Origin of the sequence: Phenylobacterium sp., assembly GCF_030680185.1 — a bacterium.
Classification (GTDB): Bacteria; Pseudomonadota; Alphaproteobacteria; order Caulobacterales; family Caulobacteraceae; genus Phenylobacterium.
The window spans coordinates 44472-71110 of the sequence record NZ_JAUXVZ010000004.1 but is presented as its reverse complement, the minus strand read 5'-3'; the positions used below and the strand labels follow the sequence as shown (position 1 = coordinate 71110).

At 68.1% G+C, this 26639-nt stretch carries 27 protein-coding genes; 11 read left to right on the top strand and 16 right to left on the bottom strand.

Annotation, left to right across the window (positions count from 1 at the left end; translation table 11 throughout):
- Positions 1-13: 13 nt before the first annotated feature.
- On the bottom strand, positions 14-994 hold the full coding sequence (locus tag Q8L83_RS00415) for a small ribosomal subunit Rsm22 family protein (RefSeq protein WP_305284131.1): 981 nt from the start codon (positions 992-994) through the stop codon (positions 14-16).
- Entirely contained in the window at positions 991-2931 is a 1941-nt protein-coding gene (acs, locus tag Q8L83_RS00410) for an acetate--CoA ligase (RefSeq protein WP_305284130.1), read from the bottom strand. The genes Q8L83_RS00415 and acs overlap by 4 nt, the downstream gene beginning before the upstream one ends.
- Positions 2932-3692: 761 nt before the next feature.
- On the opposite strand from acs, the gene Q8L83_RS00405 reads away from it, so the two are divergent.
- Positions 3693-4304: a hypothetical protein gene (locus Q8L83_RS00405; protein ID WP_305284129.1), complete on the top strand. Its 612-nt coding sequence runs from the start codon at positions 3693-3695 to the stop codon at positions 4302-4304.
- 129 nt (positions 4305-4433) lie between these two features.
- Here Q8L83_RS00405 and Q8L83_RS00400 read toward each other — a convergent pair whose 3' ends face one another.
- Both Q8L83_RS00400 and Q8L83_RS00395 read right to left on the bottom strand, forming a co-directional pair.
- Complete coding sequence (locus Q8L83_RS00400; RefSeq protein ID WP_304756497.1) at positions 4434-5492, bottom strand: deoxyhypusine synthase; 1059 nt, start codon at positions 5490-5492, stop codon at positions 4434-4436.
- 99 nt (positions 5493-5591) lie between these two features.
- Entirely contained in the window at positions 5592-6845 is a 1254-nt protein-coding gene (locus Q8L83_RS00395) for a type III PLP-dependent enzyme (RefSeq protein ID WP_305284128.1), read from the bottom strand.
- A gap of 325 nt (positions 6846-7170) precedes the next feature.
- Here Q8L83_RS00395 and phnC point away from each other — a divergent pair, with 325 nt between their 5' ends.
- From phnC to phnE, 3 genes are read left to right on the top strand one after another with little or no spacing between them, the layout of a single operon-like run.
- Positions 7171-7965 carry a phosphonate ABC transporter ATP-binding protein gene (gene phnC, locus Q8L83_RS00390; RefSeq protein WP_305284127.1) on the top strand — a complete coding sequence of 265 codons (795 nt, stop codon included), beginning with the start codon at positions 7171-7173 and terminating at the stop codon, positions 7963-7965.
- Positions 7962-9020 (top strand): phosphate/phosphite/phosphonate ABC transporter substrate-binding protein, encoded by a 1059-nt coding sequence (gene phnD / locus Q8L83_RS00385; protein WP_305284126.1) that lies wholly within the window; start codon positions 7962-7964, stop codon positions 9018-9020. Before phnC ends, phnD begins: the two co-directional genes overlap by 4 nt.
- Before the next feature lie 22 nt (positions 9021-9042).
- Positions 9043-9849 (top strand): phosphonate ABC transporter, permease protein PhnE, encoded by an 807-nt coding sequence (gene phnE / locus Q8L83_RS00380; protein WP_370868327.1) that lies wholly within the window; start codon positions 9043-9045, stop codon positions 9847-9849.
- On the opposite strand, the gene Q8L83_RS00375 is transcribed toward phnE, so the two are convergent.
- Positions 9846-10556 carry a hypothetical protein gene (locus tag Q8L83_RS00375; protein ID WP_305284125.1) on the bottom strand — a complete coding sequence of 237 codons (711 nt, stop codon included), beginning with the start codon at positions 10554-10556 and terminating at the stop codon, positions 9846-9848. The two genes, phnE and Q8L83_RS00375, sit on opposite strands and share 4 nt — an antisense overlap.
- Positions 10557-10662: 106 nt before the next feature.
- Here Q8L83_RS00375 and Q8L83_RS00370 point away from each other — a divergent pair, with 106 nt between their 5' ends.
- Positions 10663-11004, top strand: a complete 342-nt coding sequence (locus Q8L83_RS00370; RefSeq protein WP_305284124.1) for a hypothetical protein — start codon at positions 10663-10665, stop codon at positions 11002-11004.
- Here the strand turns inward: Q8L83_RS00370 and Q8L83_RS00365 are convergent.
- The 9 genes from Q8L83_RS00365 to Q8L83_RS00325 form a co-directional block, all read right to left on the bottom strand.
- The gene (locus Q8L83_RS00365) at positions 11001-11204 is read right to left on the bottom strand and encodes a helix-turn-helix transcriptional regulator (RefSeq protein WP_305284123.1); all 204 of its coding nucleotides are present in this window, start codon (positions 11202-11204) and stop codon (positions 11001-11003) included. The genes Q8L83_RS00370 and Q8L83_RS00365 overlap by 4 nt on opposite strands.
- The gene (locus Q8L83_RS00360) at positions 11201-11590 is read right to left on the bottom strand and encodes a hypothetical protein (RefSeq protein ID WP_305284122.1); all 390 of its coding nucleotides are present in this window, start codon (positions 11588-11590) and stop codon (positions 11201-11203) included. Before Q8L83_RS00360 ends, Q8L83_RS00365 begins: the two co-directional genes overlap by 4 nt.
- Positions 11591-12243: 653 nt before the next feature.
- The gene (locus Q8L83_RS00355) at positions 12244-12612 is read right to left on the bottom strand and encodes a DUF3892 domain-containing protein (RefSeq protein ID WP_305284121.1); all 369 of its coding nucleotides are present in this window, start codon (positions 12610-12612) and stop codon (positions 12244-12246) included.
- A 287-nt stretch (positions 12613-12899) separates the two neighbouring features.
- Positions 12900-13415: a DsbE family thiol:disulfide interchange protein gene (locus tag Q8L83_RS00350; RefSeq protein ID WP_305284119.1), complete on the bottom strand. Its 516-nt coding sequence runs from the start codon at positions 13413-13415 to the stop codon at positions 12900-12902.
- Positions 13412-13615, bottom strand: coding sequence for a heme exporter protein CcmD (gene ccmD / locus Q8L83_RS00345; protein WP_305284118.1), 204 nt, complete (start codon positions 13613-13615; stop codon positions 13412-13414). The genes Q8L83_RS00350 and ccmD overlap by 4 nt, the downstream gene beginning before the upstream one ends.
- A gap of 2 nt (positions 13616-13617) precedes the next feature.
- Positions 13618-14346, bottom strand: coding sequence for a heme ABC transporter permease CcmC (ccmC, locus tag Q8L83_RS00340; protein WP_305284117.1), 729 nt, complete (start codon positions 14344-14346; stop codon positions 13618-13620).
- Between the two features lie 45 nt (positions 14347-14391).
- A complete protein-coding gene (locus Q8L83_RS00335; RefSeq protein ID WP_305284116.1) occupies positions 14392-16092 on the bottom strand; it encodes a lysine--tRNA ligase in 1701 nt (566 codons plus the stop codon).
- A 211-nt stretch (positions 16093-16303) separates the two neighbouring features.
- A complete protein-coding gene (locus Q8L83_RS00330) occupies positions 16304-16729 on the bottom strand; it encodes a PaaI family thioesterase (protein ID WP_305284115.1) in 426 nt (141 codons plus the stop codon).
- Complete coding sequence (locus Q8L83_RS00325; RefSeq protein WP_305284114.1) at positions 16726-17181, bottom strand: PaaI family thioesterase; 456 nt, start codon at positions 17179-17181, stop codon at positions 16726-16728. Before Q8L83_RS00325 ends, Q8L83_RS00330 begins: the two co-directional genes overlap by 4 nt.
- A gap of 372 nt (positions 17182-17553) precedes the next feature.
- Here Q8L83_RS00325 and Q8L83_RS00320 point away from each other — a divergent pair, with 372 nt between their 5' ends.
- The gene (locus tag Q8L83_RS00320) at positions 17554-18564 is read left to right on the top strand and encodes a ligase-associated DNA damage response exonuclease (RefSeq protein ID WP_305284113.1); all 1011 of its coding nucleotides are present in this window, start codon (positions 17554-17556) and stop codon (positions 18562-18564) included.
- 11 nt (positions 18565-18575) lie between these two features.
- Here Q8L83_RS00320 and Q8L83_RS00315 read toward each other — a convergent pair whose 3' ends face one another.
- Positions 18576-18842, bottom strand: a complete 267-nt coding sequence (locus Q8L83_RS00315; RefSeq protein WP_305284112.1) for a DUF3892 domain-containing protein — start codon at positions 18840-18842, stop codon at positions 18576-18578.
- A gap of 95 nt (positions 18843-18937) precedes the next feature.
- Between Q8L83_RS00315 and Q8L83_RS00310 the strand changes: the two genes are divergently transcribed.
- A complete protein-coding gene (locus Q8L83_RS00310) occupies positions 18938-20560 on the top strand; it encodes a cisplatin damage response ATP-dependent DNA ligase (RefSeq protein ID WP_305284111.1) in 1623 nt (540 codons plus the stop codon).
- A gap of 577 nt (positions 20561-21137) precedes the next feature.
- Here the strand turns inward: Q8L83_RS00310 and Q8L83_RS00305 are convergent.
- A complete protein-coding gene (locus Q8L83_RS00305; RefSeq protein WP_305284110.1) occupies positions 21138-21668 on the bottom strand; it encodes an HAD family hydrolase in 531 nt (176 codons plus the stop codon).
- A 111-nt stretch (positions 21669-21779) separates the two neighbouring features.
- Here Q8L83_RS00305 and Q8L83_RS00300 point away from each other — a divergent pair, with 111 nt between their 5' ends.
- From Q8L83_RS00300 to Q8L83_RS00285, 4 genes are all read left to right on the top strand, one after another.
- On the top strand, positions 21780-23615 hold the full coding sequence (locus tag Q8L83_RS00300; RefSeq protein ID WP_305284160.1) for a dipeptide ABC transporter ATP-binding protein: 1836 nt from the start codon (positions 21780-21782) through the stop codon (positions 23613-23615).
- Positions 23616-23696: 81 nt separating this feature from the next.
- A complete protein-coding gene (locus Q8L83_RS00295; protein ID WP_305284109.1) occupies positions 23697-24809 on the top strand; it encodes a GNAT family N-acetyltransferase in 1113 nt (370 codons plus the stop codon).
- Positions 24810-24918: 109 nt separating this feature from the next.
- Positions 24919-26127, top strand: coding sequence for a threonine ammonia-lyase (locus Q8L83_RS00290; protein ID WP_305284108.1), 1209 nt, complete (start codon positions 24919-24921; stop codon positions 26125-26127).
- 26 nt (positions 26128-26153) lie between these two features.
- Complete coding sequence (locus Q8L83_RS00285) at positions 26154-26636, top strand: FKBP-type peptidyl-prolyl cis-trans isomerase (protein WP_305284107.1); 483 nt, start codon at positions 26154-26156, stop codon at positions 26634-26636.
- The last annotated feature ends 3 nt before the right edge of the window (positions 26637-26639 follow it).

Genomic DNA, 26639 nt, shown 5'->3' with positions numbered 1-26639 from the left:
GCGCCGCGGCGCCTTAGAGCGCGTCGCCCCAGTCCAGGCGCCTGGCCTTCGCAAACGCCGGCTTGTCGCGGCGCGGGACGAAACGCTGTTCGAGCATGCCGGTCTCGACACAGAGCTTGAGGTCGATCCCGGGCTTGGCCTGGCGCGGCGGGCTGAGCACCCGGGCCGAGAAGGGGGCGATGGCGACGCCCGGCCGCGCCGCGGCGATCCAGATAAACTTCTCGTCCTCGAACGGGACCTCGGCGCCCTTGGCCAGGCGGTGGTCGCGCGAGCGGGGCAGGCGCTGGACGAAGTGGCACCAGTCGGGCTGGATCAGCGGACAGGCCTGGGCGTGGGGGCAGGGTCCGGCCAGCCGCCCCACAGCCGCGATCAGCTGGGTGCGGGCGGCCAGGATGCGCTGGTAGCCGGCCGGCGTGCCCGGCTCCACCAGCACCAGCAGGCCCTCGCAGGCGTCCCACAGGCGATCGACCAGCGGCCCTTGGGCCGGCCCCGGGATTTCGGCCAGGACATAGGAGGCCACGACCAGCTCGGCCCGCGGCCAGGCCTCGGCCTGGGCGGCCGTCAGGTTCGCGCGGCGCCGCTCGGCGCCCGCCAGCACCGGGGGGCCCGCCTCGCCGAGGATCCGGGCAAGATCCAGGAAGGGGCCGCTTTCGTCCAGCAGCAGGGCCGCCTCGATCTGGGGCCAGACTTCCAGGGCCGCCCAGCTGGCGGTGCCCGGCCCGGCGCCCGCGTCCAGCAGGGTGGCCGGCGCAAAGCCGGGGCAGGCCTCGGCCGCAGCCGAGAAGGCGGCCATGTCGGCGGCGTAGGTGGCCGGCAGGCGGGCCAGGGCATAGGCGAGCGCATCGTCCGGCGTCAGCACCACGCCCGCCGAGCCTGCGCCGCCGCGATAGGCGGCCGAGACCCTCGCCGCCCGTTCGGCCAGGTCCCGGCGCGAGACGCCTTCGAGCCGCGCTTCGATGGCCCCGCGCAGGGGCCCGGGAAGGTCGGGGCTCAAACCGCGACGCGGTTGGCGACGAGGTCGTCCACCACCCCAGGTTCGGCCAGGGTCGAGGTGTCGCCCAGCTGGTCGGTCTGGTTCTCGGCGATCTTGCGCAGGATGCGGCGCATGATCTTGCCCGAGCGGGTCTTGGGCAGGGCCGGCGCGAACTGCAGGGCGTCGAGGGCGGCGAAGGCGCCGATCTCCCGGCGGACCCAGCCCTTGATGTCGGCCTGCAGGATGTCGGTCATCTCCACGTCCGACTTCAGGGTGACGAAGGCGTAGATGCCCTGGCCCTTGATGTCGTGGGGATAGCCGACCACGGCGGCCTCGGCGACCGCCTCGTGGCCCACCAGGGCGCTCTCGATCTCGGCCGTGCCCAGGCGGTGGCCTGAGACGTTGATCACATCGTCCACCCGGCCGGTGATCCAGTAATAGCCGTCCTCGTCCCGGCGGCAGCCGTCGCCGGTGAAGTACTTGCCGGGATAGGTGGTGAAATAGGTCTGGATGAAGCGCTCATGGTCCCCATAGACCGTGCGCATCTGGCCGGGCCAGGAGTCGGTGAGACACAGATTGCCGCTGGTCGCGCCGTCCAGCACCTTGCCGTCGGCGTCCACCAGCTGGAACTTCACGCCGGGCAGGGGCTTGGCGCAGGAGCCAGGCTTGGCGGGCGTGGCGCCGGGCAGGGGGGTGGCCAGGCAGGCGCCGGTCTCGGTCTGCCAATAGGTGTCGACGATGGGGCATCGGCCCTCGCCCACCACCCGATGGTACCAGAGCCAGGCCTCGGGATTGATCGGCTCGCCCACCGTGCCCAGCAGGCGCAGGGACTTGCGGCTGGTCTTCGTCACCGGCTCGTCGCCGTCGCGCATCAAGGCGCGGATGGCCGTCGGCGCGGTGTAGAAGATCTCCACCTTGTGCTTGTCGACCACCTGCCAGAAGCGGGAATTGTCCGGCCAGGTGGGCACGCCCTCGAACATCACCGTGGTGGCCGCATTGGCCAGCGGGCCATAGACCACATAGGAGTGGCCGGTGACCCAGCCCACATCGGCGGTGCACCAGAAGACCTCGCCGGGGCGATAGTCGAACACCAGCTCATGGGTGTGGGCCGCCCAGGTCAGATAGCCGCCGGTGGTGTGCAGCACCCCCTTGGGCTTCCCCGTCGACCCGGACGTATAGAGGATGAACAGCGGGTCCTCGGCGTTCATCGGCTCGGGCGGGCAATCGGCCGAAACCTGCCCCTTCAGATCCGAATAGAAGGCGTCGCGACCCTCGACCATGTTCACCGCGGCCTTGGTGCGCCGCACGACGATCACGTCGGTGACGTCCGGGCACGACTTCAGCGCCGCATCCACATTGGCCTTCAGGGGCACGGTCTTGCCGCCGCGCAGTCCCTCGTCGGCCGTGATGACGATGCGGGAGTCGCAGTCCTGGATGCGGCCGGCCAGGCTGTCGGGGGAAAAGCCGCCGAACACCACCGAATGCACCGCCCCGATCCGCGAACAGGCCAGCATGGCCACGGCCGCGGCCGGGATCATCGGCAGATAGATGGTGACCCGGTCGCCCTTCTTGACCCCCTTGGCCTTCAGCACATTGGCCATGCGGCACACCTGCTCGTGCAGCTGGGCGTAGGTCAGGGTGTTGTGGATCTCCGGGTCGTCGCTCTCCCAGATGATCGCCGCCTGGTCGGCGCGCTCCGGCAGATGCCGGTCGAGGCAGTTGACGCTGACGTTCAGCTCGCCATCGGCGAACCAGTTGATGCGGAAGTCGGACGCATTGAACGAGACGTCCTTGACGGTGGTGAAGGGCTTGGACCAGTCCAGGCGGGCGGCCACGTCGCGCCAGTAGCCGTCCGGGTCCTGGTCTGCGCGCCGGCAGGCGGCCTCATAGGCGGCCGCGTCCATGTGCGTCCGCTTGGCCCAGGCCTCGGGAACCGGAAAAATCTCGCCATCACTCACGGCGCTACTCCCTTGATCGACTTTGGCGCGGAGTATGCGGAGTGGGGGGCCTGTGGCAACCGTTCAGGGGTGGAGTTTTCAGTCGGAGCGGCGCGTCTTTCCAGTCGTCACCCTCGGGCTTGTCCCGAGGGTCCCTGCCCGGGGCGGGCGCAAGCGTCGGCAGGGATCCTGGGCACAGGGCCCAGGGCCCAGGGTGACGGAGTAGGTTTGAAGACTGGCGACTGACGTCCTGCGCGCCGCGGCGCCGTTAAAGGGCGACACGAAGCACACAAAGGGGCGCGAAGGACACAAAGGCGAGGCGGCCGACACCTTCGTGTCCTTTGTGGCCCTCTCTACTGTTTCCCTCTGGTTCGATCCTAGGTCCCACAGCTTGACGCTGTCATCACCCGCGAACTGGCAACTGGTGACCACAAATGCGCAAGCGGATTGAATTCCGCGACGGCACGTCGCCAACGATCTGCCTATCGGCCATGTTCCGTTCAACACTTGCGCTAAGAAGTCTGTCGGGCCCTATATTAACCAGTTGCACCGGAATGGAACTCGCATGGGAGAGGCGGAGCGTGAGCTAAGGGACTGGAAAGTCCGCCTGGCTCTTTCGGTTAAGATCTTGAGCAACTTGGGCTATGGGATGATCGCGGGACCAATCGTCCAATCAATGGTGTCAGACGTGGGAATGCCACCAATGGCATACGCCCTCTTCGTTGTGGGACTGTGGTGCCTTGGATTCGCCATATATATTGCCCCGCTAGCAGGCGGATCAGATGTCTGAGTTGCCCGTCTTCTACTTACTGGCAATCCCCGTCGCCATTTCGGGGCTTATCCTGTCGGCTTGGGCATGGCGTGGTGTCATTCGCGTTCGTCAGCTTGAGCTAGAAATCCCCAAAATGAAAGCCAGCTCAGCCACCGAGGCCGCCGGACCGGGAGAGGCTGAGACGGCGTTGTACGAGAAATCCAAAGCCCCGGAGGAATTTTTAGCACTCCAGTCTCAGATAAAAGAATTTGAGATGCATACCGCTGAAACTAGGGCAGCTGTTCAAGCGGCATTGAAAGATCTTAACATGGCTGCAGCAATTGAACGCTCAATTGTTCAAAACCACGATTGGCTCTCTAAAGCTGGAATTATAGCGGTTAATTGGGGTGAACCTGAGCTGTTCGAAGTGCCAATTTCCCGAGCAGGGGCGGAAGTATCCCACCCTCGGCTTCAGATATTCCAAGACAGGGACGGTAGATACAGGAGGGTTTTTATCTCCGCTGATCGCGCGCCTCTAGAGGTAGGAGATTCATTCTCTTCTCTTGAAGCAGCGAGAAACGCGCCTTTGCCGGAAGAGTGGATTGTCTCTACCGTGGACGTGAAGGCATCCCAGCGTGGATAAGGGTATGGCCTGGTTGTTTTCCACGGCCGACCGTTTTTGTGTGGTCTGGAGCGATATTGAGCTCGACCGTGGCAGGGTCTGGCGTTCCTCGCCGATAAAAGGCCCCGCCGGGGCGGGGCCTTAGGGCTGTCAGGCCGCCTTTTCGAACAGCTTGTTCCAGCGGCGGCGTTCGCGGGTCTTCCACGAACCGCGGTGCCAGGCGTCCGAGGCGATCAGTGGGACGACGGTGGTGGCTTCGGCGAAGACCATCTGTTCCCAGGTGACGTCGACCTTGCCCCAGGAGCAGGCCTCCTGCAGCGTCGAGGACGAGCAGGCGCCGTCGCGCACATCGGCCACCGTCAGCTGGATGGCGTATTTGTGCATGTCGACTTCCTGTCCGAGGATCTCGGCGCAAACCACCGTGTCCTGGGCGAAGTTCTTGGGCACGCCGCCGCCGACCATGAACAGGCCGGTGGTGCCGGCCGCGATCTTCACGTCGGTCAGCTCGCGGAAGTCGGCGATGGAGTCGATGGTGAGGTAGGGCTTGCCCGCCTTCATCCGCTCCACCTGGTGCTTGACCAGGCCAAAGCCCGCCGAAGAGTCGGTGAAGGCGGGGCAGAAGATCGGCACGCCTTCCTCATAGGCCGTCTGGATCAGGGAGCCCGGCTTCTTGGCGTTGCCCGCCGCCAGCCACTTGCCCATTTCCCAGATGAATTCCCGCGAGGAATAGGGGCGCGGCTCCAGCTGGTCGGTGATCTCCTTGATCACCGCGTCGCAGGTCTGCAGCTCTTCCTCGTCGATATAGGTGTCGTAGATCCGGTCGATATAGAGGGCGCGCAGGTCGCGATCGTCCACCGGCTCTTTCGCCTGATAGTGCTTGAAACCCAGGGCCTCGAAGAAATCCATGTCGACGATGGAGGCGCCGGTGGCGACCACGGCGTCGATCAGGCCGTACTTCACCATGTCGCGATAGATGTGCATGCAGCCGCCGGCGCTGGTCGAGCCGGCGAGCGTCAGCCAGGTGGAGCAGGAGGGGTCCTCCAGCGCCATGGAGAAGATGTCGGCGGCGCGCGCGGTGTCGCGGCTGGTGAAGCTCATCTGACGCATGGCGTCGATGATCGGGCGGGCGTCGTACTGGTCGATGGCCACGTGCTCGACGGTGGACGAGAGCAGCTCGGCCTTGCGGTTGGATTGAACCTCAGCGTTCATTCTCTTGGAGTCCTAGAGTTTGAGCGCCCGTCCATGGAGAAAGGACGCGACCGGGACGGAGCGACCGGTCGCGTCTCATGCGTCTGGGAGTCGAACGCCCTAGCGCCGACGACGTTTCTTGCTCCGCGCCCGCGACAGCTTCACGACATTCTGGCTCTCGGGCCGCGGCACCGGGATGGAGCGGCGGGCCAGCCCATACATCGAGGCCATCGGCGGATCGTTCACCACCACGGTCTCGGTGTCGCCGAAGCCGTTGAAGCGGGTGTTCATCGCCACCCCATAGGCGCCGAGCATGCCGATCTCGACATAGTCGCCCTCGCGCACATCCTCGGGCAGCCAGAAGGGGCCGGGCATGTGGTCGAGGGAGTCGCAGGTAGGACCATAGAAGCGATAGGGCTTCAGCGGGCCTTCGACCTCACGGGCCACGCCGTCCTCGCACCGGATCAGCTTCACCGGGAAGGGCCATTTGGTGTGGGTGGCGTCGAACAGGCTGCCATAGGAGCCGTCGTTCAGATAAAGGGCGTCGCCCTTGCGCAGCTCGACGGCGGTCAGCACCGAGGAGGCTTCCGCCACCAGGGCCCGGCCAGGCTCGCACCACAGCTCGGTGGTCTCGTGGACCATCATTTCGGCGAAGCCGCGGTCGATGGAGTCCATGTAGTCGGCGAGCGCCGGCGGCACCATGCCCGGATAGACCGACGGGAAACCGCCGCCCACATCGACCACGTCGGCGAACACGCCGGCGCGGACCAGGGCCCGGGAGGCCTGACTCATGGCCGCCTGATAGGCGGTCGGCCGCATGCACTGGCTGCCCACATGGAAGGAGACGCCCATCAGCTCCTGGGTCGCCCGGCGGGCGGCCAGCAGCAGGTCGGGGGCCTCGTACATGTCGACGCCGAACTTGCCGGACAGGGAATAGGCCGCGCCCTCGGCGGCGACGCCCAGGCGAACCATCAGGTTCAGGTCCTTGGCGCCGCCTGTGGCGTCAAGAATCTTGGCCAGCTCTTCGTGCGTATCCAGCGCGAAGGTCCGCACCCCATGGTCGAAATAGGCCGTGGAGATGGAGCGGCGGCTCTTGACCGGATGCATGAAGGCCATGCGCGCGCCAGGGGCGTGCTTGGCCACCAGCTCGATTTCCGGAACCGACGCCACGTCGAACGACCGCACGCCATTCGCCACCAGGGTTTCAAGCACCCATGGCGAAGGATTGGCCTTCACAGCGTAGAAGACGTCGCCTTTAAAATTATCCTGGAACCAGCGCGCCGCTAGGGCCACGGCGTCCGGTCGCGCAAAGGCGACAGGACGTTCCGGTGACCGCTCACGGACCAGGTCCAGGGGCGTATGGTACGTATGCACCTCACGCAACCCCCAACAGATTGTTGAACCCAATCCGGCGTTAGCAACGCTTAGGACAACGGGGTCCGCCGGAGCCATGCGAAATAGGGGCATATGGATCGGATGTAAAGGGCGCGGACCAAAGAACCTTGCGGGGCCAGGGGTTGGCGCGGGTTAAATCCGCCTGCGACCGCCGCGACCCTGGGGCGACGGAGGGCCGCGGGCCAGACCCCGAGCCGCGCCCTCGCCTTCTTTGGTCTTCCATGTCATGAAACCGTCGTGGGGCTCGGCGATCACACGCGGGTTATGAGTCCGGCCGCCAACGCCCAGGGGATATTCGCCATTCATGTCTGACGCAGCCGTTCTTTCGGTGCGCCAAGTGTCGAAGAGTTTCGGGACCCGCCGCGCGCTGGACACCGTTTCGATCGACGTCGCCCGCGGCGAGATGATCGCCCTGATCGGTCCGTCGGGATCGGGCAAGTCCACGTTGCTGCGCGCCATCAGCGGCCTGGCCCCGATCGACAAGGGCGCCGGCCGCATCGTGGCCTTTGGCGATCAGGTGCAGTCCGAGGGGCGGGTGGATCGCAATGTGCGCCGCACCCGCATCCGTATCGGCATGATCTTCCAGCAGTTCAATCTGGTGGGCCGGCTGACCCTGTTCACCAATGTGGCCATGGGCTCGCTCGGCCGGATCGGTTTTCTGCGCGGCCTGCTCGGCTTCTGGCCGGACGAAACCAAGGGCGCGGCCATGGCCGCGCTCGCCCGGGTGGGCGTGGCCGAATATGCCGGCCAGCGGGCGGGCACCCTCTCGGGCGGCCAGCAGCAACGGGCGGCCATTGCGCGCGCCCTGGTCCAGAAGGCCAAGATCATCCTGGCCGACGAGCCGGTGGCCTCCCTCGATCCCGTCTCGGCCCGCCGGGTGATGGAGATCCTGCGCGATCTGAACCGGGCCGACGGCCTGACCCTGATCGTCACCCTGCACCAGGTGGACTACGCCATGCGCTATTGCGACCGGGTGGTGGCGCTGAAGGCCGGCAAGGTGGTCTATGATGGCCCGGCCCAGGCGCTGACCCGCAAACAGCTTATCGACATCTACGGTCCGGAATTCGAAGACGTCTTCTGGGAAGGAGCTCCCCAATGATCCGCCGCAGCCTGCTCGCCGCCGGCCTGATGGTCGCCCTTGGCCTCAGCGCCTGTTCGGAGCCCGCCAGCACGGCCGGCGACGCGCCGGAGGTGCTGAACTTCTCGGTCCTGGCGACGGAGAACTCCACCAGCCTCGACACCTTCTGGCGGCCGATCCTGGCCGACATGGAGAAGGAGATCGGCATCCCGGTGAAGCCCTTCTACGGCTCCAACTACACCGCCCTGATCGAGGCGCTGCGGTTTGGCCAGACCGATGTGGGCTGGTTCTCCAACCTGTCGGGGCTGGAGGCCGTGCGTCGGGCCGACGCCGAGATCTTCGCCCGCACCTTCGATCCCTCCGGCGAGGATGGCTATCGCTCGGTGCTGATCGCCACCGCCGCCAGCGGCCTGACCCTGGAAGACGTGCTCAAGTGCGACCGGACCCTCGACTTCGGGATCGGCGACGCCAAGTCCACCTCGGGCACGCTGGCGCCCATGACCTATCTGTTCGCCCCTGAGGGCATCGAGCCCGACCGCTGCTTCAAGCAGGTCCGCGCCGCCAACCACCAGGCCAACCTGTTCGCCGTGGCCAACGGGGTGCTGGACGTGGCCACCAACAATTCCACGGCCATCCGCCTGCAGGGCATCCGCGACGTGGAAAACCGCGCCAACGGCCAGCCCACCGTGGTCGACAAGGTCAATGTGATCTGGGAATCGCCCAAGCTGCCCGAGGACCCCATCGTCTGGCGCAAGAACCTGGATCCGGCGGTGAAGGAAAAGGTCCGCCAGTTCTTCCTGACCTATGGCAAGGGCGAGGGCCCTGAGGCCGAGCGCCAGCGCAAGCTGTTGTCGGCCATCTCCATCGGCGGATTCCTGCCCGCCGACGCCACGCACCTGCTGCCGGTGCGCGAGATGGAGGCGACCGAGGCCCTGCTGAACGCCAGGAACTCCGGCGACCAGGCCCGCATCGCCGAGGCCCAGACCACGCTGGACGCCATCCGCGCCGAGCGCGAGGCCCTGGAGGCCCGCACGGGCGAGGCGGCGGCTCCGCCGACCCAGACGCCTGCGCCCTGATCAGACGAAGAGCCCGACGCCTGTGACCGACATCGCGACCAGCGCCGCCCTGAAGCCGCCCGCGCGGCCGCTGGGTCAATGGATCTTCGACGTCCTGCTGTGGGGCGGCATCGCCATCGTCCTGGCGCTCAGTTTCGGCCCCGCCGAGATCGAGAAGTTCCCGCGCCTGTTCTCGGGCTCGGACAATATGCGCGAGTTCGGCCGGGCCTTCATCAACCCGGACTTCGACCTGCTGCCCTTCTTCATCAGCCAGATGTGGCTGACTATCCAGATGGCCATGTGGGGCACGGCGCTGGCGGTGTTCATCGCCGTGCCGCTGGGCCTTCTGGGCGCCCGCAACATCGCGCCGCCGGCCATCCAGTGGCCGGTGCGCCGGGTCATGGACATCCTGCGCTCGGTGCCCGATCTCGTCATCGGCATGGTCTTCGTGGTCGCCGTGGGCCTGGGGCCGTTCGCCGGCGTCATGGCGCTGGCGCTGAACACCGGCGGCGTGCTGGGCAAGCTGTTCTCCGAAGCCGTGGAGTCCATCGACAAGGGACCGGTCGAGGGCGTGCGCGCCACCGGCGCCCACAAGCTGCAGGAGATCGCCTGGGGCGTGGTCCCGCAGGTCGCCCCGCTCTGGACCTCGTACGCGCTGTACCGGTTCGAATCCAACAGCCGGGCGGCCACCATCCTTGGCCTCATCGGGGCCGGCGGCATCGGCCAGATCCTGTTCGATAGCCTGAACAGCTTCAACTATTCCCGGGTCGCCGCCATCGCCCTGGTGATCGTCGTCGCCGTGACCCTGATCGACATCCTGTCCCAGGCGATCCGCTCGCGGCTGATCTAGGCGATCAGCCCCCTCAGCGGCCTGGGCTGGTCGAACCGGCTGTTGTCGATCACCACATCGGCCCGGGCGGCGGGATCGACGTCTGCGGCATAGAGGTCTTCGGACACCACATAGCGGTCGCGCATCACGGACCCATCGCCCCCGTCACGGGCCAGGCCGCGGGCGATGGACTCGGCCGTGGCGATTTCGAGCCAGACCCGCAGGTCCCAGTGGTCGTTGAGCTCCGGCCGGAAGGCGAAGACGCCATCGACCACGAGGATCGCGTCCGGCGGCGCCTGCACGCAGGTCTCGGAATGATCGATCTGGGTGCGGGGATCGATCGAGCAGAGGGCGCACAGCCCGTCTCCCGCCATCGGCGTCAGGAGCAGGCGGCGCACCGCCTCATAGTCGAAGGCGTTGCGGTAATAGCCCTCGCCGCTTTCGCGGTCATAGAGGCCCCGGTCGCGCCAGGGCCGCTTGAAATCATCGAGGCTGGCCCGTAGGACCGGCCGCCCCCGCGCAGCCAGCGCCTGCGCCAGCTCGTGACCGAACGAGGTCTTGCCCGACGCCGTGCGGCCGTCCACCGCCACCTTGAGCCGCCCCGGCCCCAGGGCGCACACCTGCTGCGCCAAGGCAGCCAGCAACCGCGCCCGTTCGTCCGAGGCCTCGGGCGGCAGGGGCTGAGCCCATGTGGAGACCGAATGCTGTATGGGCGCGAGGGGGGCCATGTCGGCAGGCTATCACCGCTGGCGGACCTCGCCATCCAGTCTGGCGCGCGGCGACCTGCGCGTCCGGCCGGTTTGAGTCCTGGGCCAAACCTGCCAAGCTGGCGGCATGTTGAGCGCGCCCTTTGTTTCGAGCATCACCGTCCTGGCGCTGGCGGCCATGTCCCTGGCCTTTGCGCGGCGCGCGCCGGCCGGGATGAAGCTGCCCATGCAGTGGAGCCTCAAGGGGGTCCCGACCTGGTCGGCGCCGCGGGGGATCGCGCTCTCGTTCACGCCGCTGCTGGCGGCCTTCACCCTCATGCCGTTCAGCCTGGCCAGCCTCTGGGTGGAGCCGGACGAGCGGCTGACCTTCCGCCTGGTGCTGGCCTTTGTCAGCCTGGTCTATCTCGCGGTCCACGCCCTGCACCTGCACCTTCTCCGCCGCTGGCTGAGGACGCAGACCAAGACCTAGGGCGCCCGGTGGGGGTTTTCGAACACGCCCTCGACGTCCGTCTCGAACAGGACGGCGATGCGATAGGCCAGGTCCAGGGACGGGTCGTGGCGGTCGCTCTCCAGGGCGATGACCGCCTGACGCGACACCCCCAGGCGCTGGCCAAGCTCGGCCTGGGTCCAGCCGCGGGCGGTGCGCAGCTCGCGCAGACGGTTCTTCACGCCCGGCTGTTCCGCACCAGGGGGGTGACCAGGCCGAACGCCGCCCAGAACAGCGGATAGATCAGCCACCCCGGCGCATGGGCCGCGCCCGCATAGGTCTCCAGGAACCCCCAGGCGGAGAACAGGGCCATGGCCGCGCCCGCCGCGATGACGAACCGCTTGGCCGCCAGGGCGCGGACGAACTCGTCGCTGTCGCGCATCCAGACCAGCACCGCCCAGATCTGCCCGGCCACCGGCGCGGCCACCACCAGGGCCAGCACCCAGGCCGCCGTCTTGCCGATATCGTCGAAGGCCCCGGTGATGGCGGCGAGATTGACCGCCACATAGCCGGTCATGAAGGCGGCGGTGCGCCGGATATAGCGCCGGTCGGCAGGGGTGGCGGACATGGGCGCAGGCCTCCGTGAATGTCAGGTCAGCCTGACACGGAGGGGGCGTCAGGTCAACCTGACTTTGTGTGCTCGAAGCAATTGGACGCTGATCCCCCTGCCGACAAGCGGGAAAACGCAGACGCGGAGTTTCAGCGCGTCCTCGGCAACCTGGTGAACACGCCGCACAAGCCGCACAAATCGCCCGCTACGGATGAGGCGAAGTCCAAGAAAGGTAAGAAATGACCATGGCGCCTATGGCGATGGGAATGGCGATTATCGCCGCTATCGCGGCGGCCCACGCTGCATTCTTTGCGCTCCGTGCAATCGCCAAGCTCTCCCTGCCAGAGCGTTCGCTGCGGGTGTCGTTTAGCGATTCTAGCCAGCCTTGAGCCCATGCGGTCCGGCGTGGGTTCCATGCCCCGCGCGAGAGGATGCGCTTCGCTTGCTCCTCGCCCATTTCATCAAGCGACCTCAGAAAATCATCGTGTTCATTCATCGAGTGATCGCGGTTGGAGTCCTGAGAAGGGGCGCGGGCTGAAGCCCGCGCAGTGGTGCGGTGGATCAAATCGAACGGGAGTATGGCCGCTTGACCCGATAGGTGCCGCGCGAGGCGCACCCGCTGCATTCGCAGTTCTTTGCTGCCCGCCAAGCGCTGGCGTGGTGTCTCTTCCCTAGGGAAGTTCGCTCACTAGCTGATATGCTTGTGGGCAAGGGGGTAGAGAGCAAAGGTTGTTCTTCTGAGTCCCATCGGCAACTGTCGTTAGGTGCTCGCGTGCGAGCAGCGAGTTCCCTCGCACGACAACATCAACTTCCCGGTCCAATGAGCCGGTGAGCGCGTTTTCGTAGCCGGCCAGCGTGAAGCCGAAGCCAGTCATGGGTCGAGGGCGCACGTAAAAAGCCCCCTGGCGGCGCTTCAGGAAAGCGATGGCGTCGTCTTGGAGCATTCGCCATCCGCCAAAGTCTGGGCCGCCGATCATGTCGATGCGGTGATCTGGATCGAAGCCGTCTGCGGTGGCGGAGGTTACTTCGTAGCGGTTCATGGTTTGCCTTGCGGGATGCCGCATAGAGGTTGACCACGATCCTGCTTCTTGATTCTATCAGGGCTCAACACGGGGCCGCTCCATACAGCGGTTTCAGGGGCGCAGGTCTGATCACCTGCGCCCCGACTCATTCCCGGATTCCCGCGTTCTTTCAAGTGGGTGTTCTAGGTTCGTTCGCTACGCTCCACAGACCAGCGACGTTCGGCCATGTAGCGCTGCAGGACGCAGGATCGGCGTGATGGTGTCCATCTTGACGTCCGCGACCCACAAAGCGGCGCGGCGAGCCCCTACTCCCGCCGCCCCCACAGCGCCGCAGCATCCTCCGCGCTCAACGGCCCGGCGTGCTTGGCGAGGATCGTCCCATCCGCCCCGACCAGATAGGTCTCCGGCACGCCGGTGACGCCGAACTCGACGCCGGCGCGGCCGTCGCGGTCCACCAGGTGGGTGGCGAAGGGGTCGCCCAGGCGGGCCAGGAAGGCTTCCGTATTGGGCGGCGCGTCCTTGTAGGCGACGCCGATGATGGGAACGCCCTGGGCCTCCAGCTCCATCAGCACCGGATGCTCCACCTCGCACGGCGGGCACCAGGAGGCGAAGAAGTTGACCAGCACGGGCTGGCCGCCGAGCGCTTCGGCGAGCGCCACGGGGCGGCCGTCGGCCAGGGCCGGCAGGGCCAGCGCCGGAACCGGCTTGCCGACCATGGCGTCGGGCTGCACCTGGGGGTCGCGGTTCAGGGAATAGAGGCCAAACAGCAGGCCCAGCGCCACCAGGGCCACCAGCGGCAGGACGGCCAGCCAGCGGCTCATGGGGCGGGCGCTTTCGAGGGGGCCGCGCGGTGCGCGGCCTCGGCGGCTTCTGCGGTCCGGCGCAGGGCCTCGGTGCGGGCGCGCCAGCGGCGGGCATGGGCCAGGGCGGCGGCGATCATGCCGGCGAAAACCAGCGCCGTGATGGCGAAGGCCGGCCACACATAGGCGCCGTAGGGGCTGGCGTCGAAGTCGAGCATCATGGTCAGGCCCTCGCCGCGCGCAGCGCCAGGGCCTCGGCCCGGCGGCGCCAGACCTCGCCGCGGATGCGCACCAGCCAGAGCGACCCGAAGGCCGACATATAGGCCAGGCCCATCAGCAGCAGCGGATAGAGGAAGACGTCGGCCACGGTGGGGCCGTCGGCGCGGAACACCGAGGCGCCCTGGTGCAGGCTGTTCCACCAGTCCACCGAGAACTTGACGATGGGCAGGTTGACCACGCCCACCAGGGCCAGGATCGCGCCCGCCCGGGCGGCCTTGGCCTCGTCGTCGAGGGCGGCGCGCAGCGCCATATAGGCGACGTAGAACAAAAACAGCACCAGCACCGAGGTCATCCGCGCGTCCCACACCCACCAGGCTCCCCACATGGGCCGGCCCCACAGGGAGCCGGTGATCAGGGCGAGCGCCGTAAAGGCCGCGCCCAGGGGGGCTGCGGCCTGGGCCGCGGCGTCGGCCAGGGCATGGCGGAAAACGAGCGACAGGAAGCTGGCTGTGCCTAGGCAGGCATAGACGAACAGGCTCATCCAGGCCGCGGGCACATGGATGAACATGATCCGCACCGTATCGCCCTGCTGATAGTCCTCGGGCGCGGCGAAGCCGAGATAGAGACCGGCCAGGGCCAGGACGCCGGCGATCACGCCGAACATCGGCGCGGCCCAGCGGGAGAACGCCATGAACCGTTCGGGATTGGACAGGAAGGCCGGCGCTGGGATCATGGCCTGGGCAATTAGCCCCTAGACCCCAGCCGCCGCAAGGCGTGGCTAGGCGGGTGCGACGTCATCTCCCGCCACCAGATCGCCGGCCAGGGCCTTGTCGATCAGCTCAAGCGTGCGCTCGACCCCGAAGATGGCCACGAAGGAGCCGAAGCGCGGGCCCTGGCTCTGGCCGAGCAACACTTCGTAGAGCGCCGTGAACCAAGCCCGCAGGGGCTCAAAGCCGCCGGCCTTGCCCGCCTCGAACACCTCGTTCTGGATCGCCTCGGCGTCGGCGCCCTCCGGCAGGGCCCGCAGGCGCGCGGCCAGGTCCAGGATCGCCGCGCGTTCCTGATCGGTGGGGGCGCGGAAGGTCTTCGCGGGCTTCACGAAGTCCTCGTAGTAGTTGATCGCATAGCCGGCCAGGCGGTCCAGCAGCGGGTGATCGGCCGGGGTCGCGCCGGGGATGTAGCGGCTGATGAACCCCCAGAGGATCTCCTTGGTCGAGGCGTTGGCCGCCGAGACCAGGTTCAGCATCAAAGCAAACGAGATCGCCGCGCCCTCGGCCGGGGGATCGCCCCGGTGGACGTGCCAGACCGGATTGTCGATCTGCGGCTCGTTGGCGCCCTCGGCCTTCTTGCGGTTGAAGGATTCCAGCTGCTGCAGGTACTCGTCGGTGGCCTTGGGGGCCACGTCGAAGTGCAGCCGCTTGGCCGACTTGGGCGACTGGAACATGTAATAGGCCAGGCTCTCGGGCGTGGCGTAGCGCAGCCACTCTTCCATCGAGAAGCCGTTGCCCTTGGTCTTGGAGATCTTCTGGCCGCCCTCGTCGAGGAAGAGCTCGTAGTTGAAGCCCTCCGGCGGGGTTCCGCCCAGCACCTTGCAGACCTGGCTGGAGACCTTGACGGAGTCGATCAGGTCCTTGCCGGCCATCTCGTAGTCGACGCCAAGCGCAACCCAGCGCAGGGCCCAGTCGGGCTTCCACTGCATCTTCACATGGCCGCCGGTGACCGGGAGCTCGATCCGCTCGCCGTCCTCGTCGGCGAAGACGATGGTCCCGCGGTCCACATGGCGCTCGAGCGTCGGGACCTGCAGCACCTTGCCGGTCTTCGGGCTGACCGGCAGGAAGGGGGAATAGGTGGCGCGGCGTTCTTCGCCGAGCGTCCGCAGCAAGATCTTCTGGATGGCGTCGAAGCGCTCCAGCGCGATCAGCAGGGTCGCGTCGAACCGGCCCGAGCGATAGGCCTCCGTCGACGACATGAACTCGTAGTCGAAGCCGAACCCGTCCAGGAAGGCCTGCAGCCGGGCGTTGTTGTGGGCGGCGAAGCTCTCATGGGTCCCGAACGGGTCGCGGACCACGCTGAGCGACCTTTCCAGGTCCTCGTGCAGCATCTCCTGGTTGGGCAGGCCCGGCGGCACCTTGCGCATCCCGTCCATGTCGTCGGAGAAGGCGATCAGCCGGGTGGGGATGGCGTCGTCGGTCAGCGCCCGGAAGGCGGTGCGCACCATGGTGGTCCGGGCCACCTCGCCGAAGGTGCCCACATGGGGCAGGCCCGACGGGCCATAGCCGGTCTCGAAGATCACCGAGCGCTGCAGGGGCTCCAGCGCAGCCACGGCCTCGTCGGCCTTGCCGGCGGCGATGAGGGTGGCGGCGAGATCCCGTTCGGCGTCCGACAGCCGCAGGCGCAGAATCCGCGCCAGCAAGGCGCGCGCCTGTTCGAACGGCCAGCTCTTGGCCCCTTGGGCCGAATGTGAAAGTCCCTGAAGCATGGGTTGAGGCGGTAGCGCGCATGGCCGCCTGCCTCAAGCGGCATTCCTGATCCTGGCATGCGCGCGGCGGGAAAAAAGACGCGACACAAAGTACACGAAGGGTCGCGAAGGACACAAAGCGAGGGAGCGGGGCGCCCTTCGTGTCCTTTGCGACCCTTTGTGCTCTTCGTGTGACCCCCTTAACGGCGCCTGCGGCGCGCAAGAGCGGTCCTCAGCCCTCGGTGGGGGTCTGGAAGTGGCCGCGGATGGCGGCGACGGGCTTGGCGCGGGCCTCCTGCCAGGCCTCGACGTGGACCGATGAGATCCGCCGGCCGGCCTTCTTGATCTCCGCCCTCGCATAGGTGTCCATGGCCCGGCCCGGCCGCAGATAGTCGATGGTCACGTCGATGGTCTTGGCGGGCCGCGGGCCGCCGGTGATCACCGCCAGCTGGGCCAGGGCCGTCATCTCCATGAAGGCGCCGAGCACGCCGCCATGCAGGGCCGGCAGCAGGGTGTTGCCGATCAGGTGCGGCGAGAACGGCAGGATGGCGGTCATCTCGTCGCCGGCCAGCTCGGCCCGCATGCCGAGGAAGGCGATGTACGGGGTGCGCGCCAGGAAGGCGGCCAGCCGCTCGGCTGGCGTGGTCTCGCCGCTCATGCGCCGCCTCCGATCAGGGCGAAGGCCGCCTGGGCGGTGGCCACCGGATCGTCGGGGTCGCCGTCATGGGCCAGAGCCCGGACGAAGGCGATGGTGCGGGTCAGCTTGTAGCAATGGCCGTCGGCCACGAGATCGGCCTTGGGCCTGGCCGGCCGCATATAGTCGATGCGCAAATCCAGCGTCCCCTGGGGCACGGCGGCGGCCGCGCGGATCGATAGGCCGCACACATGGTCCAGCAGGGTGGTGACGACGCCCGAGGCGATCACCCCGGTCTCGGGATCGCCCACCAGATCGGCGCGCCAGGGAACCCGGATGGCGCCGCGGGCTTCACTGATGGAGACGAACTGGAATCCCAGGGCCTGCGTCTGGGGCGTCCGGGTGACCATGTTCCGGGCCGCCTCTTCGTCGAGGGGCCCGGTCATGGCGGAGATGAAATCGGGCGGCTTGACCATCCCTGAGGGCCTAGCGGCTTGCCCTCGGGGCGGTCAACGAAAACGGCGCCGCCCGGCCGCATCGGAAGTCAGGATTTAGAACAGCGGCAGGGTGTTGCTGTAGGCGGCGATGGCGATGGCCAGGATGGGGGTGGCGGCCAGGGCGATGTTGGCGAAGGCGAGGAGGTTGGTGCGGATCATGGCGGGTCTCTCTGGTCTTGTGAGGGTGGAGCGCGTCGGCCGCGTTCCGATGACCCGTGTATAGTTCTGCCGATCTCCAAATACTCGTTAAGTCTTGGTCATGAGCTCGATTTCACAATATGAATACTATGTAATGAAGTGGACGTTCCGTAATCTGGCGGCAAGCCCCGGGCTTCACCATCTGGAGAGGCGATGATCAAGCCGCAGGACCTGCTCTGTCCCCGCCCCGAGGGGCTCTATTGCGCGCCGGGCGACTTCTATATCGACCCCGTCCGGCCGGTGGCCCGCGCCGTGGTCACCCACGGCCACTCCGACCACGCCCGGTCGGGCCACGGCGCCGTGCTGGCGACGCCGGAAACCCTGGCCATCATGGGTGAGCGCTATGGGGCGGACTTCGCAGGCGCCCGGCAGGCGGCGCCCTATGGCGAGACGGTCGCCCGCGACGACGTGGCGGTGACCCTGGTCCCGGCCGGTCACGTGCTGGGCTCGGCCCAGGCGGTGGTCCGCTGGAAGGGCCTGACCATGGTGGTGTCGGGGGACTACAAGCGCCGGCGCGATCCCACCTGCGCGGCCTTCGAGCCGGTGCCCTGCGATGTCTTCATCAGCGAGGCCACCTTCGGCCTGCCGGTCTTCCGCCACCCGGACGACGCCGGCGAGATCGCCCGCCTGCTGCGCTCGGTGGCCCAGTTTCCCGAGCGGACCCACATGGTCGGCGCCTATGCGCTCGGCAAGGCCCAGCGGGTCATCCGCCTGCTGCGCGAGGGCGGCTGGGACAAGCCGATCTACGTCCACGGCGCGCTGGAACGCCTGAACCGCCTCTATGAGGACCACGGGGTGGATCTTGGCCCCCTGGCGCCCGCCACCGTCGACAAGAAGCAGGACTTCGCCGGCGCCATCGTGGTCGGCCCGCCCTCGGCCCTGGTGGACCGCTGGGGTCGCCGGTTCAACGATCCGGTCCTGGCCTTCGCCTCAGGCTGGATGCGGGTCCGCGCCCGGGCCCGTCAGCGCGGCGTGGAGTTGCCGCTGATCATCTCCGACCACGCCGACTGGGACGAACTGACCGCCACGGTGGACGAGATCCGCCCCGGCGAACTGTGGATCACCCATGGCCGGGAGGAGGCCCTGGCCCGCTGGGCCGAACTGCAGGGCATTCCGGCCCGGGCGCTGGCCCTGGTGGGCTATGAGGAAGAGGACGAGGCGTGAGGCGGCCGCGCTCAGATGCAGGTGGGCAGGGTCAGCAGGCTGTCGTTCCACTGGCCGTGCTCATAGGCCCGCAGATACTTGCCGTTCGGCCCGTTCAGCACGCCGATCTCGGCGCGGTTGACGCCCGCCTGGATATAGAAGGTGTCGCGGCCCCCCTCGATGGCGGCGATCACCTCGGCCTTGGTGCGCTTCCAGCCGTGGCCGCCCAGGTGGGTGATCCCCTCGTGCGGGCTCTTGCGGGGCTGCCTGGTGATGCAGGTCACGCGGGCGTCGGCCATGGTCAGGGGCTCCCGGGCTTGGGCGCCGGCAAGGGGCGCTGTCGTCTCCGCTATAGCCGAACTCACGCGGCGCGCCAGCCGGGGGCAGGCCTCTGATGCGCGCCTTCGCCGAACTTCTCGACCGCCTGTCGCTCACCGCCTCGCGCAACGCCAAGCTGACGCTGGTGCGGGACTATCTGGCCACGACGCCGGACCCCGACCGGGGCTGGGCGCTGGCGGCGCTGACCGGCGACCTCACCTTTTCCGCCGCCAAGCCGGCCTTCATCCGCAAGGCGGTGGAAGAACGGATGGACGCCATCCTGTTCCGCTGGTCCTACGATTATGTGGGGGACCTGGCCGAGACCGTGGCCCTGGTCTGGCCCTCGCGGCCCGGCGCCAATCGCGAGCCGGAGCTGTCGGAGGTGGTGGACGCCCTGGCCGACGCCAGCAGGGCCGAGGTCCAGCGGCTGATCGAAGGCTGGCTCGATGCGCTCACCGACCCCACCGCCCGCTGGGCGCTGCTCAAGCTGATGACCGGGGGCCTTCGCGTCGGCGTCTCCTCGCGCCTGGCCAAGCAGGCCTGCGCCGACCTGGGCGGGGTGGCGATCGGCGAGGTGGAAGAGGTCTGGCACGCCCTGCATGCGCCCTATGAGGACCTGTTCGCCTGGCTGGAGGGTCATGGCGCGCGGCCCTCGCCCGATGCGCCGGGCCGCTTCCGGCCGGTGATGTTGGCCCAGGCCATCGACGAGGCCGTGGATTTCGGCCGGCTCGATCCGGCCACCTATGGCGCGGAGTGGAAGTGGGACGGCATCCGCATCCAGGCGGTCAGCGAGCAGGGGATTCGCCGGCTCTACAGCCGCACCGGCGACGACATTTCGGCGGTCTTTCCCGATGTGGTCGAGGCGCTGGACTTCGAGGGCGCCCTGGACGGCGAACTGCTGGTGCGGCGCGAGGGGGTGGTGGCGCCGTTCGGCGACCTGCAGCAGCGGCTGAACCGCAAAAGCGTCGACGCCAAGATGCTGCGGGCCTATCCGGCCGCCATCCGCGCCTATGACATCCTTGCGCTGGAGGGGGAGGATCTGCGCCCGCTCGCCTTCACCGAACGCCGGGCGCGGCTGGAGGCCCTGGTGGGTAGGCTCAATGATCCGCGCATCGACCTCTCGCCCCTGCAGCCCTTCGAGACCTGGGCCGAGCTCGCCGCCCTGCGGGCCGAGCCGCCGGCCGGCGATCCGCAGATCGCCGAGGGGCTGATGCTCAAGCACCTGACCTCGATCTATGAGGCGGGCCGCCCCAAGGGGCCGTGGTTCAAGTGGAAGCGCGACCCGTTCCTGATCGATGCGGTGCTGATGTACGCCCAGCGCGGCCACGGCAAGCGCTCCAGCTTCTATTCCGACTACACCTTCGGCGTGTGGACGACCGGGTCCGAGGGCGAGCGGGTGCTGACGCCGGTGGGCAAGGCCTATTTCGGCTTCACCGACGCCGAGCTGAAAGAGATCGACAAGTTCGTCCGCGACAACACCATCGAACGCTTCGGCCCGGTCCGCTCGGTCCGCGCCGAGGCGCATAGGGGGCTGGTGTTCGAGGTGGCCTTCGAAGGCCTGCAACGCTCCACCCGCCACAAGTCGGGCGTGGCCATGCGGTTTCCCCGCATCAGCCGCCTGCGCTGGGACAAGCCGCCGGGCGAGGCCGACGAGCTCTCCACCCTGGAGCGGATGCTCGACCAGATGGAGCAGCGGTAGGGGCGGGCGCCTTGCGTCCTTCGAGGCTCGCTTTCGCTCGCACCTCAGGATGAGGGAGGTCGGTGTTGGCTGAAGCGCATCATTGCGTCCTCATCCTGAGGCGCCCGAAGGGCCTCGAAGGACGAGGGCGGTCGCACGGGTTCCTCCATTATGGTCGGGCTTGAACCGACATGGCCGCTGTAGTGGACGGAGGACCTACGGAGCCTGCCAGAACCTTAGCCATCGAACATTCGGTTCGCCCAACGAAGCCGCGCTAGCAAAAGGACCGGCGCAAAACCGATAACGACAGCAGCCCAGAAGCGCATTCCAGGAACGCCAAGGATCCAATAGGCGATGAACACGCCCCCCACCCAGAGCAGAAGGCCAAGCGCCGTCAGGGCAAAGCGGAGAGCCCAGTGAGGACGTCTCGGGCTCACGATCCGGTCGACCATGGCCTGGGTGGCAGGCGACAGCTTGGCGGGCCTTTGCGGCTTCATAGGCACCTCAGAAAGTGATGGCGGTCCATCACCTATTGACGGGCCAGGATCGTCAACCCCATAGGCCCACGGGCCGGCACGCGCGGGTGGGTTGGTGCCTCCTACGGCAGGCGGCCCTGGGCCTTGAGGAAGGCCCGCAGGTCGCCGCCTTCGAACAGCAGGCCCTCGACGCCGGCGCGGGCGGCGGCCTCCATGTCGCCTGTCTTGTCGCCGACCATGAAGGAGGCGGCGCGGTCCACCGGCCAGTCGGCCATGGCCCGCAGCAGCATGCCGGGATTGGGCTTGCGGTCGGGCGGGTCGGGATGGCGCAGGGCCTCGATGGCGGCTTCCGGGTGGTGGGGGCAGAAATAGAAGGCGTCGATCCGCGCCCCGTCCTGGGCCAGGTCCTCGGCCATGCGGTCGTGCAGGGCGTGCATGTCGGCCTCGGTATAGTAGCCGCGCCCGATTCCCGACTGGTTGGTGACCACGAAGACCCACCAGCCGGCCTGGTTGAAGGCCCGCACCACGGCGCGCGCGCCCGCCACCCAGGTGAAGTCCTCCCACCGCGACACATAGCCCCGGTCGAGGTTTAGGACGCCGTCGCGGTCCAGGAAGAGGGCGGGCCTTGGCTGTGCGGCGGAGGGCGGAGACATGGGTGTGCAGGCCTCAGGGCGGCGAAATAGGGATGGACGTCCCGGTTGTTTCACAAGGGGCGCCGCCCGGTCTATGGTCGCCGCAAGACGATCTGGAGTTCCCCCTTGTCCGTGACCGAAACCGCCCCGCCCGTCCTGGCTATCGACGACCTTCGGGTCACCTTCGACACCCATGACGGCCCGGTTGAGGCCGTCCGTGGGGTGAGCCTGCAGGTGGCCAGGGGCGAGACCCTCGGCGTGGTGGGCGAAAGCGGCTCGGGCAAGAGCCAGACCTTCATGACGGTCATGGGCCTGCTGGCCCAGAACGGCCGGGCCACCGGCTCAGTGCGGTTCCAGGGCCAGGAGATCCTGGGGCTGAAGCCGCGGGCGCTCAACCGCCTGCGTGGCTCGAAGATGACCATGATCTTCCAGGACCCGCTGACGGCCCTCACCCCCCATGTGCGGATCGGCGAGCAGATAGCCGAGCCCCTGCGCCTGCATCTGGGCCTGTCGGCTAACGACGCCATGGCGAGGGCGCGCCAGTGGTTGGACCATGTGCGCATTCCCGACGCCGCGCGGCGACTGCGGCAGTATCCGCACGAGCTGTCGGGCGGCATGCGCCAGCGGGTGATGGTGGCCGCGGCCATGGCCGGCGGTCCCGAACTGCTGATCGCCGACGAGCCGACCACGGCGCTCGACGTCACCGTCCAGGCCGAAATCCTCGACCTGATGGCCGAGCTTGGCCGTGAGACCGGCACGGCCATGATGCTGATCACCCACGACATGGGGGTCATCGCCCGTCTCGCCGACCGGGTCTGCGTGATGAAGGACGGCGCCTATGTGGAAGAGGGGCCGGTGCGCGAGCTCTTCGCCGCGCCCAAGGTCCAGTACACCCGCGACCTGCTGGATGCGATCCCGCGCCTGGACCGCGCCGACCGCGGCGGCCGGCCGACAGTCGCGCCGGTGGCGGCCGACGCCCCGGTGATCGTCGAGGCCAAGGACGTCAAGGTCTGGTTCCCGATCCGCCAGGGCCTGATGGGCGGGATGCGCCAGCTGCGCGCCGTGGACGGTGTGTCCTTCGATGTGCGCCAGGGCGAGACCCTGGGCGTGGTCGGCGAGAGCGGCTGTGGCAAGTCCACCCTGTCGCGGGCCGTGCTCAATCTGATCAAGCCCACCGACGGCGTCGTCACCCTGATGGGCCGCGACATCACCCACGCCCAGAAGGCGGAGATGCGGGCGGCCCGCAAGGACCTGCAGATCGTCTTCCAGGACCCCCTGGCCAGCCTCGACCCGCGCATGACCATCGGCGACTCCATCGCCGAGCCCCTGAAGATATTCGCCCCCCAGCTCGACCGCGACGCCCGGGACGCCGAGGTGGCCGGGATGATGGCCCGCGCCGGCCTGTCGCCCGAACTGATCAACCGCTATCCGCACGAACTGTCCGGCGGCCAGAACCAGCGGGTGGGCATCGCCCGGGCGATGATCCTGAAGCCCAAGCTGGTGATCTGCGACGAGGCGGTCTCGGCCCTGGACGTCTCGATCCGCGCCCAGATCATCGACCTGCTCATCGACCTGCAGAAGGAGATGGGCCTGGCCATGATCTTCATCAGCCACGACCTGGCGGTGGTCCGCGAGATCAGCCATCGGGTGATGGTGCTGTTCCTCGGCCGGGTGATGGAGATGGCCGACCGCGACAGGCTCTATGCCGATCCGCAGCATCCCTATACCCGCGCCCTGCTTTCGGCCGCCCCGATCCCCGACCCCGAGCGCGAGCGCAACCGCCAGCGGCTGAAGCTGACCGGCGAGCCGCCCAGCCCGATGGACCCGGCTGCGGCCCTGCGGTTCCTGCCCTCGCGGGTCAGCGTCGATCCGCTCGCGCCCATCTATGTGCCCCGCCTGACCGAGGTGGCGCCCGGGCATCTGGTGTCGGAATTCGACGTGGATTGGGAAAACCGCGGCGCGGCCTGAACCGGGTTATTTCGGCAACCCGTCGGAAACCCTTGGCGGCGTACGGTGGCTTGACCGCAACCCTGTCGAGTACCGCCGTCCATGTCCGCCCTGCATATCGAGGTCGTCCGACCCCAGGACCTGACGCCTGCGCGCCTGCAGCGCTGGGCTGAACTGCAGAGCCAGCAGGCGGACCCGGCCTATGACAGCCCCTTCCTCTCGCCCCATTGGGCGCGGGCGGTGGAGCGGGCCCAGGCGCGCACCGGCGGCGGGGCGCGCGGCGTGCGGGTGGCCGTCATCACCGACGGCGCCCAGGATCTCGGCTTCATGGCCGCCCATGTGGGCGGCGCCACGGCCCTGCCGGCCGGCGCGCCCTTTTGCGACTATCAGGGCCTGGTGGCCGCGCCAGGGGTTGAGATCGACGCCCGGGCCATCGTCTCGGCCCTGCGGGTCCAGCGGCTGGATTTCTGCCACATGCTCGACGAGAGCGGCCCCTTCCAGGGCTTCTCCCACGGGGAGTCGGTCTCCCACGTGATCGAGGTCGGCGAAAGCTATGAGGCCTACGCCACCGAGCGGCGGGCCGCCGGCGTCGGCCTGCTCAAGGATTGCGACAAGAAGCGCCGCAAGGCCGAGCGGGAACTGGGCGAGGTGGTATTCACCCCGTTCAGCCGGTCGTCCAGCGACTATGACCAGCTGCTCACCTGGAAGCGGGCGCAGCTGCGCGCCACCGGCCAGTTCGACATTCTCCAGCCCGGCTGGACGCGGCGGCTGCTCGCCGATCTGTTCGAAAGCCGCGATCCCGATTTCGGCGCCACCCTGTTCACCCTGCACATCGGGGGCCGATTGGCCGCGGCCCATCTGCACCTGCGCAGCGGCCGCACCATTCACGGCTGGCTGATCGCCCACAATCCGGAGTTCGAGCGCGCCTCGCCGGGCCTGCTGCTGTTCCAGGACATCCTGCGCTGGATGGACACGACGCCCTACAGCCGCCTGGACCTGGGGGCGGGCGACTACCGCTTCAAGCGCGAACTGGCCAACGCCGAGGTCCGGGTGGGCCATGGCTTCGTCGGCGTGCTGTCGCCGGCCACCCTGCTGCGCCAGGCCGCCTACAGCCTGCGCCGGGCCGCCGAAGCCCTTCCGCTGGGCGCGGCGTCGGAGCTTCCGGGCAAGGCCATGCGCCGGGTCGACCGCCTGCGGGGCCTGCGCTCGGCCTGACGCTGACCTGACATTGCCCCGACGTTGCGGAGGGCGCCCGCGCCCGATAGGTTGCCCGCCTTCCCGCCCGCACCATATCTGGGCGGCCTCCCCGGACCACCGACCTTTCATGACGCTTTCCATCGACGACATCCGCGCCGCAGCCGACCGGCTGAAGGGGCATATCGAGCGCACGCCGTGCCGCCTGTCGCGGACCCTGTCGGAGATCACCGGGGCCGAGGTCTGGGTGAAGTTCGAGAACCTGCAGTTCACCGCCGCCTACAAGGAGCGCGGGGCGCTCAACAAGCTGCTGCAGCTCACCGAGGCCGAGAAGAAGCGCGGCGTCATCGCCGCCTCGGCCGGCAATCACAGCCAGGGCCTGGCCTATCACGCGGCGCGCCTGGGCATCCCGGTGACCATCGTCATGCCGCGGTCCACCCCCTTCGTGAAGGTGCAGCAGACCCGCGCCTTCGGGGCCGAGGTGGTCCTGGACGGCGAGGGCTATGACGAGGCGTCTGGCCGGGCCAAGCAGATCTGCGAGGATCGCGACCTGGTCTTCGTCCATCCGTTCAACGACCTGGACGTCATGGCCGGCCAGGGCACGGTGGCGCTGGAAATGCTGGAGGACGTGCCGGACCTCGACGTCCTGCCAATCCCCATCGGCGGCGGCGGGCTGATCGCCGGCTGCGCCACGGCGGCCAGGCATCTGCGGCCAGAAATCAAGGTGGTGGGGCTGGAGCCGGCCATGTATCCGTCCTTCACCTCTCGCATGCGCGGCGTGAACGGGGCCAGCGGCACGGGCGGGGCGACCATCGCCGAGGGCATCGCCGTCAAACAGGTGGGCGATGTCAGCTATGGGGTGGCCCGTCCGCTGATCGACGAGGTGCTGCTGGTCGAGGAGCCCTTCTTCGAGCGCGCCGTGGCGCTGTACTGCAATGTGGAAAAGACCGTGGCCGAGGGCGCCGGCGCCGCGGCCCTGGCCGGTCTGCTGGCCTATCCCGAGCGGTTCCGGGGCAAGAAGGCCGGCCTGATCATCACCGGCGGCAATATCGACACCCGCCTCCTGGCCTCGGTCCTGACCCGGGAACTGGTGCGCGAGCAGCGCCTGGTCTCCCTGCGGATCATCGGCGACGACCGGCCGGGCCTGCTGGGCAACGTCTCGGCCATCATCGGCCAGATGGGCGCCAATATCGTCGAGGTGGCCCACAACCGTCTGGCCCTGGACGTGCCGGCCAAGGGGGCGGAGTTCGACATCATGATCGAGACCCGCGACGCCCAGCACACCCAGGAAATCATGGAAGCCCTGCGCGAGCGCGGCTATCCGCCCCGCGCCGTCTGACTCTTCTCAAGCCAAGGATAGCCTCGATGCTCGCCCCCCTGTTCGCCCTGGCCGCGGCGCTCGCCCTGGTCGCCTGCTCTCCCCAGGGGGGCGAGGCCGCCTCCGAGGCTGCGGCCTATATGGAGGAGAACGCCGAGCGCGATGGGGTCGAGACCCTGCCCTCGGGCGTCCAGTACGAGATCGTCCGGTCCGGGCCGGCCTCGGGCCTGAAGCCCACCAAGGCCGACGAGGTCAAGGTGCACTATGAGGGCAAGCTGGCCGATGGCGAGGTGTTCGACTCCTCCTATGAGCGTGGCGTGCCCGCGGCCATGCCCCTGGCGGGCCTGATCCCGGCCTGGCTCGAAGTGCTGCCCCTGATGCGGCCCGGCGACGAATGGATCATCACCGTGCCGCCGGAGATGGGCTACGGCGAATCCGGCCAGGGTCCGATCCCGCCCAACAGCGTGCTGATCTTCCGTATCGAGCTGATCGACGTGCTGCCCGGTCCCGGCCGCGTCCAGCGCGGCTGAATC

Coding starts and splice junctions, on each gene's coding strand:
- Q8L83_RS00405 (WP_305284129.1), top strand. CDS start 3,693: ATGTCTGAGTTGCCCGTCTTCTACTTACTGGCAATCCCCGTCGCCATT.
- Q8L83_RS00400 (WP_304756497.1), bottom strand. CDS start 5,492: ATGAACGCTGAGGTTCAATCCAACCGCAAGGCCGAGCTGCTCTCGTCC.
- phnC (WP_305284127.1), top strand. CDS start 7,171: ATGTCTGACGCAGCCGTTCTTTCGGTGCGCCAAGTGTCGAAGAGTTTC.
- phnD (WP_305284126.1), top strand. CDS start 7,962: ATGATCCGCCGCAGCCTGCTCGCCGCCGGCCTGATGGTCGCCCTTGGC.
- Q8L83_RS00375 (WP_305284125.1), bottom strand. CDS start 10,556: ATGGCCCCCCTCGCGCCCATACAGCATTCGGTCTCCACATGGGCTCAG.
- Q8L83_RS00370 (WP_305284124.1), top strand. CDS start 10,663: ATGTTGAGCGCGCCCTTTGTTTCGAGCATCACCGTCCTGGCGCTGGCG.
- Q8L83_RS00360 (WP_305284122.1), bottom strand. CDS start 11,590: ATGTCCGCCACCCCTGCCGACCGGCGCTATATCCGGCGCACCGCCGCC.
- Q8L83_RS00355 (WP_305284121.1), bottom strand. CDS start 12,612: ATGAACCGCTACGAAGTAACCTCCGCCACCGCAGACGGCTTCGATCCA.
- Q8L83_RS00350 (WP_305284119.1), bottom strand. CDS start 13,415: ATGAGCCGCTGGCTGGCCGTCCTGCCGCTGGTGGCCCTGGTGGCGCTG.
- ccmD (WP_305284118.1), bottom strand. CDS start 13,615: ATGATGCTCGACTTCGACGCCAGCCCCTACGGCGCCTATGTGTGGCCG.
- ccmC (WP_305284117.1), bottom strand. CDS start 14,346: ATGATCCCAGCGCCGGCCTTCCTGTCCAATCCCGAACGGTTCATGGCG.
- Q8L83_RS00335 (WP_305284116.1), bottom strand. CDS start 16,092: ATGCTTCAGGGACTTTCACATTCGGCCCAAGGGGCCAAGAGCTGGCCG.
- Q8L83_RS00330 (WP_305284115.1), bottom strand. CDS start 16,729: ATGAGCGGCGAGACCACGCCAGCCGAGCGGCTGGCCGCCTTCCTGGCG.
- Q8L83_RS00325 (WP_305284114.1), bottom strand. CDS start 17,181: ATGGTCAAGCCGCCCGATTTCATCTCCGCCATGACCGGGCCCCTCGAC.
- Q8L83_RS00320 (WP_305284113.1), top strand. CDS start 17,554: ATGATCAAGCCGCAGGACCTGCTCTGTCCCCGCCCCGAGGGGCTCTAT.
- Q8L83_RS00315 (WP_305284112.1), bottom strand. CDS start 18,842: ATGGCCGACGCCCGCGTGACCTGCATCACCAGGCAGCCCCGCAAGAGC.
- Q8L83_RS00310 (WP_305284111.1), top strand. CDS start 18,938: ATGCGCGCCTTCGCCGAACTTCTCGACCGCCTGTCGCTCACCGCCTCG.
- Q8L83_RS00305 (WP_305284110.1), bottom strand. CDS start 21,668: ATGTCTCCGCCCTCCGCCGCACAGCCAAGGCCCGCCCTCTTCCTGGAC.
- Q8L83_RS00295 (WP_305284109.1), top strand. CDS start 23,697: ATGTCCGCCCTGCATATCGAGGTCGTCCGACCCCAGGACCTGACGCCT.
- Q8L83_RS00290 (WP_305284108.1), top strand. CDS start 24,919: ATGACGCTTTCCATCGACGACATCCGCGCCGCAGCCGACCGGCTGAAG.
- Q8L83_RS00285 (WP_305284107.1), top strand. CDS start 26,154: ATGCTCGCCCCCCTGTTCGCCCTGGCCGCGGCGCTCGCCCTGGTCGCC.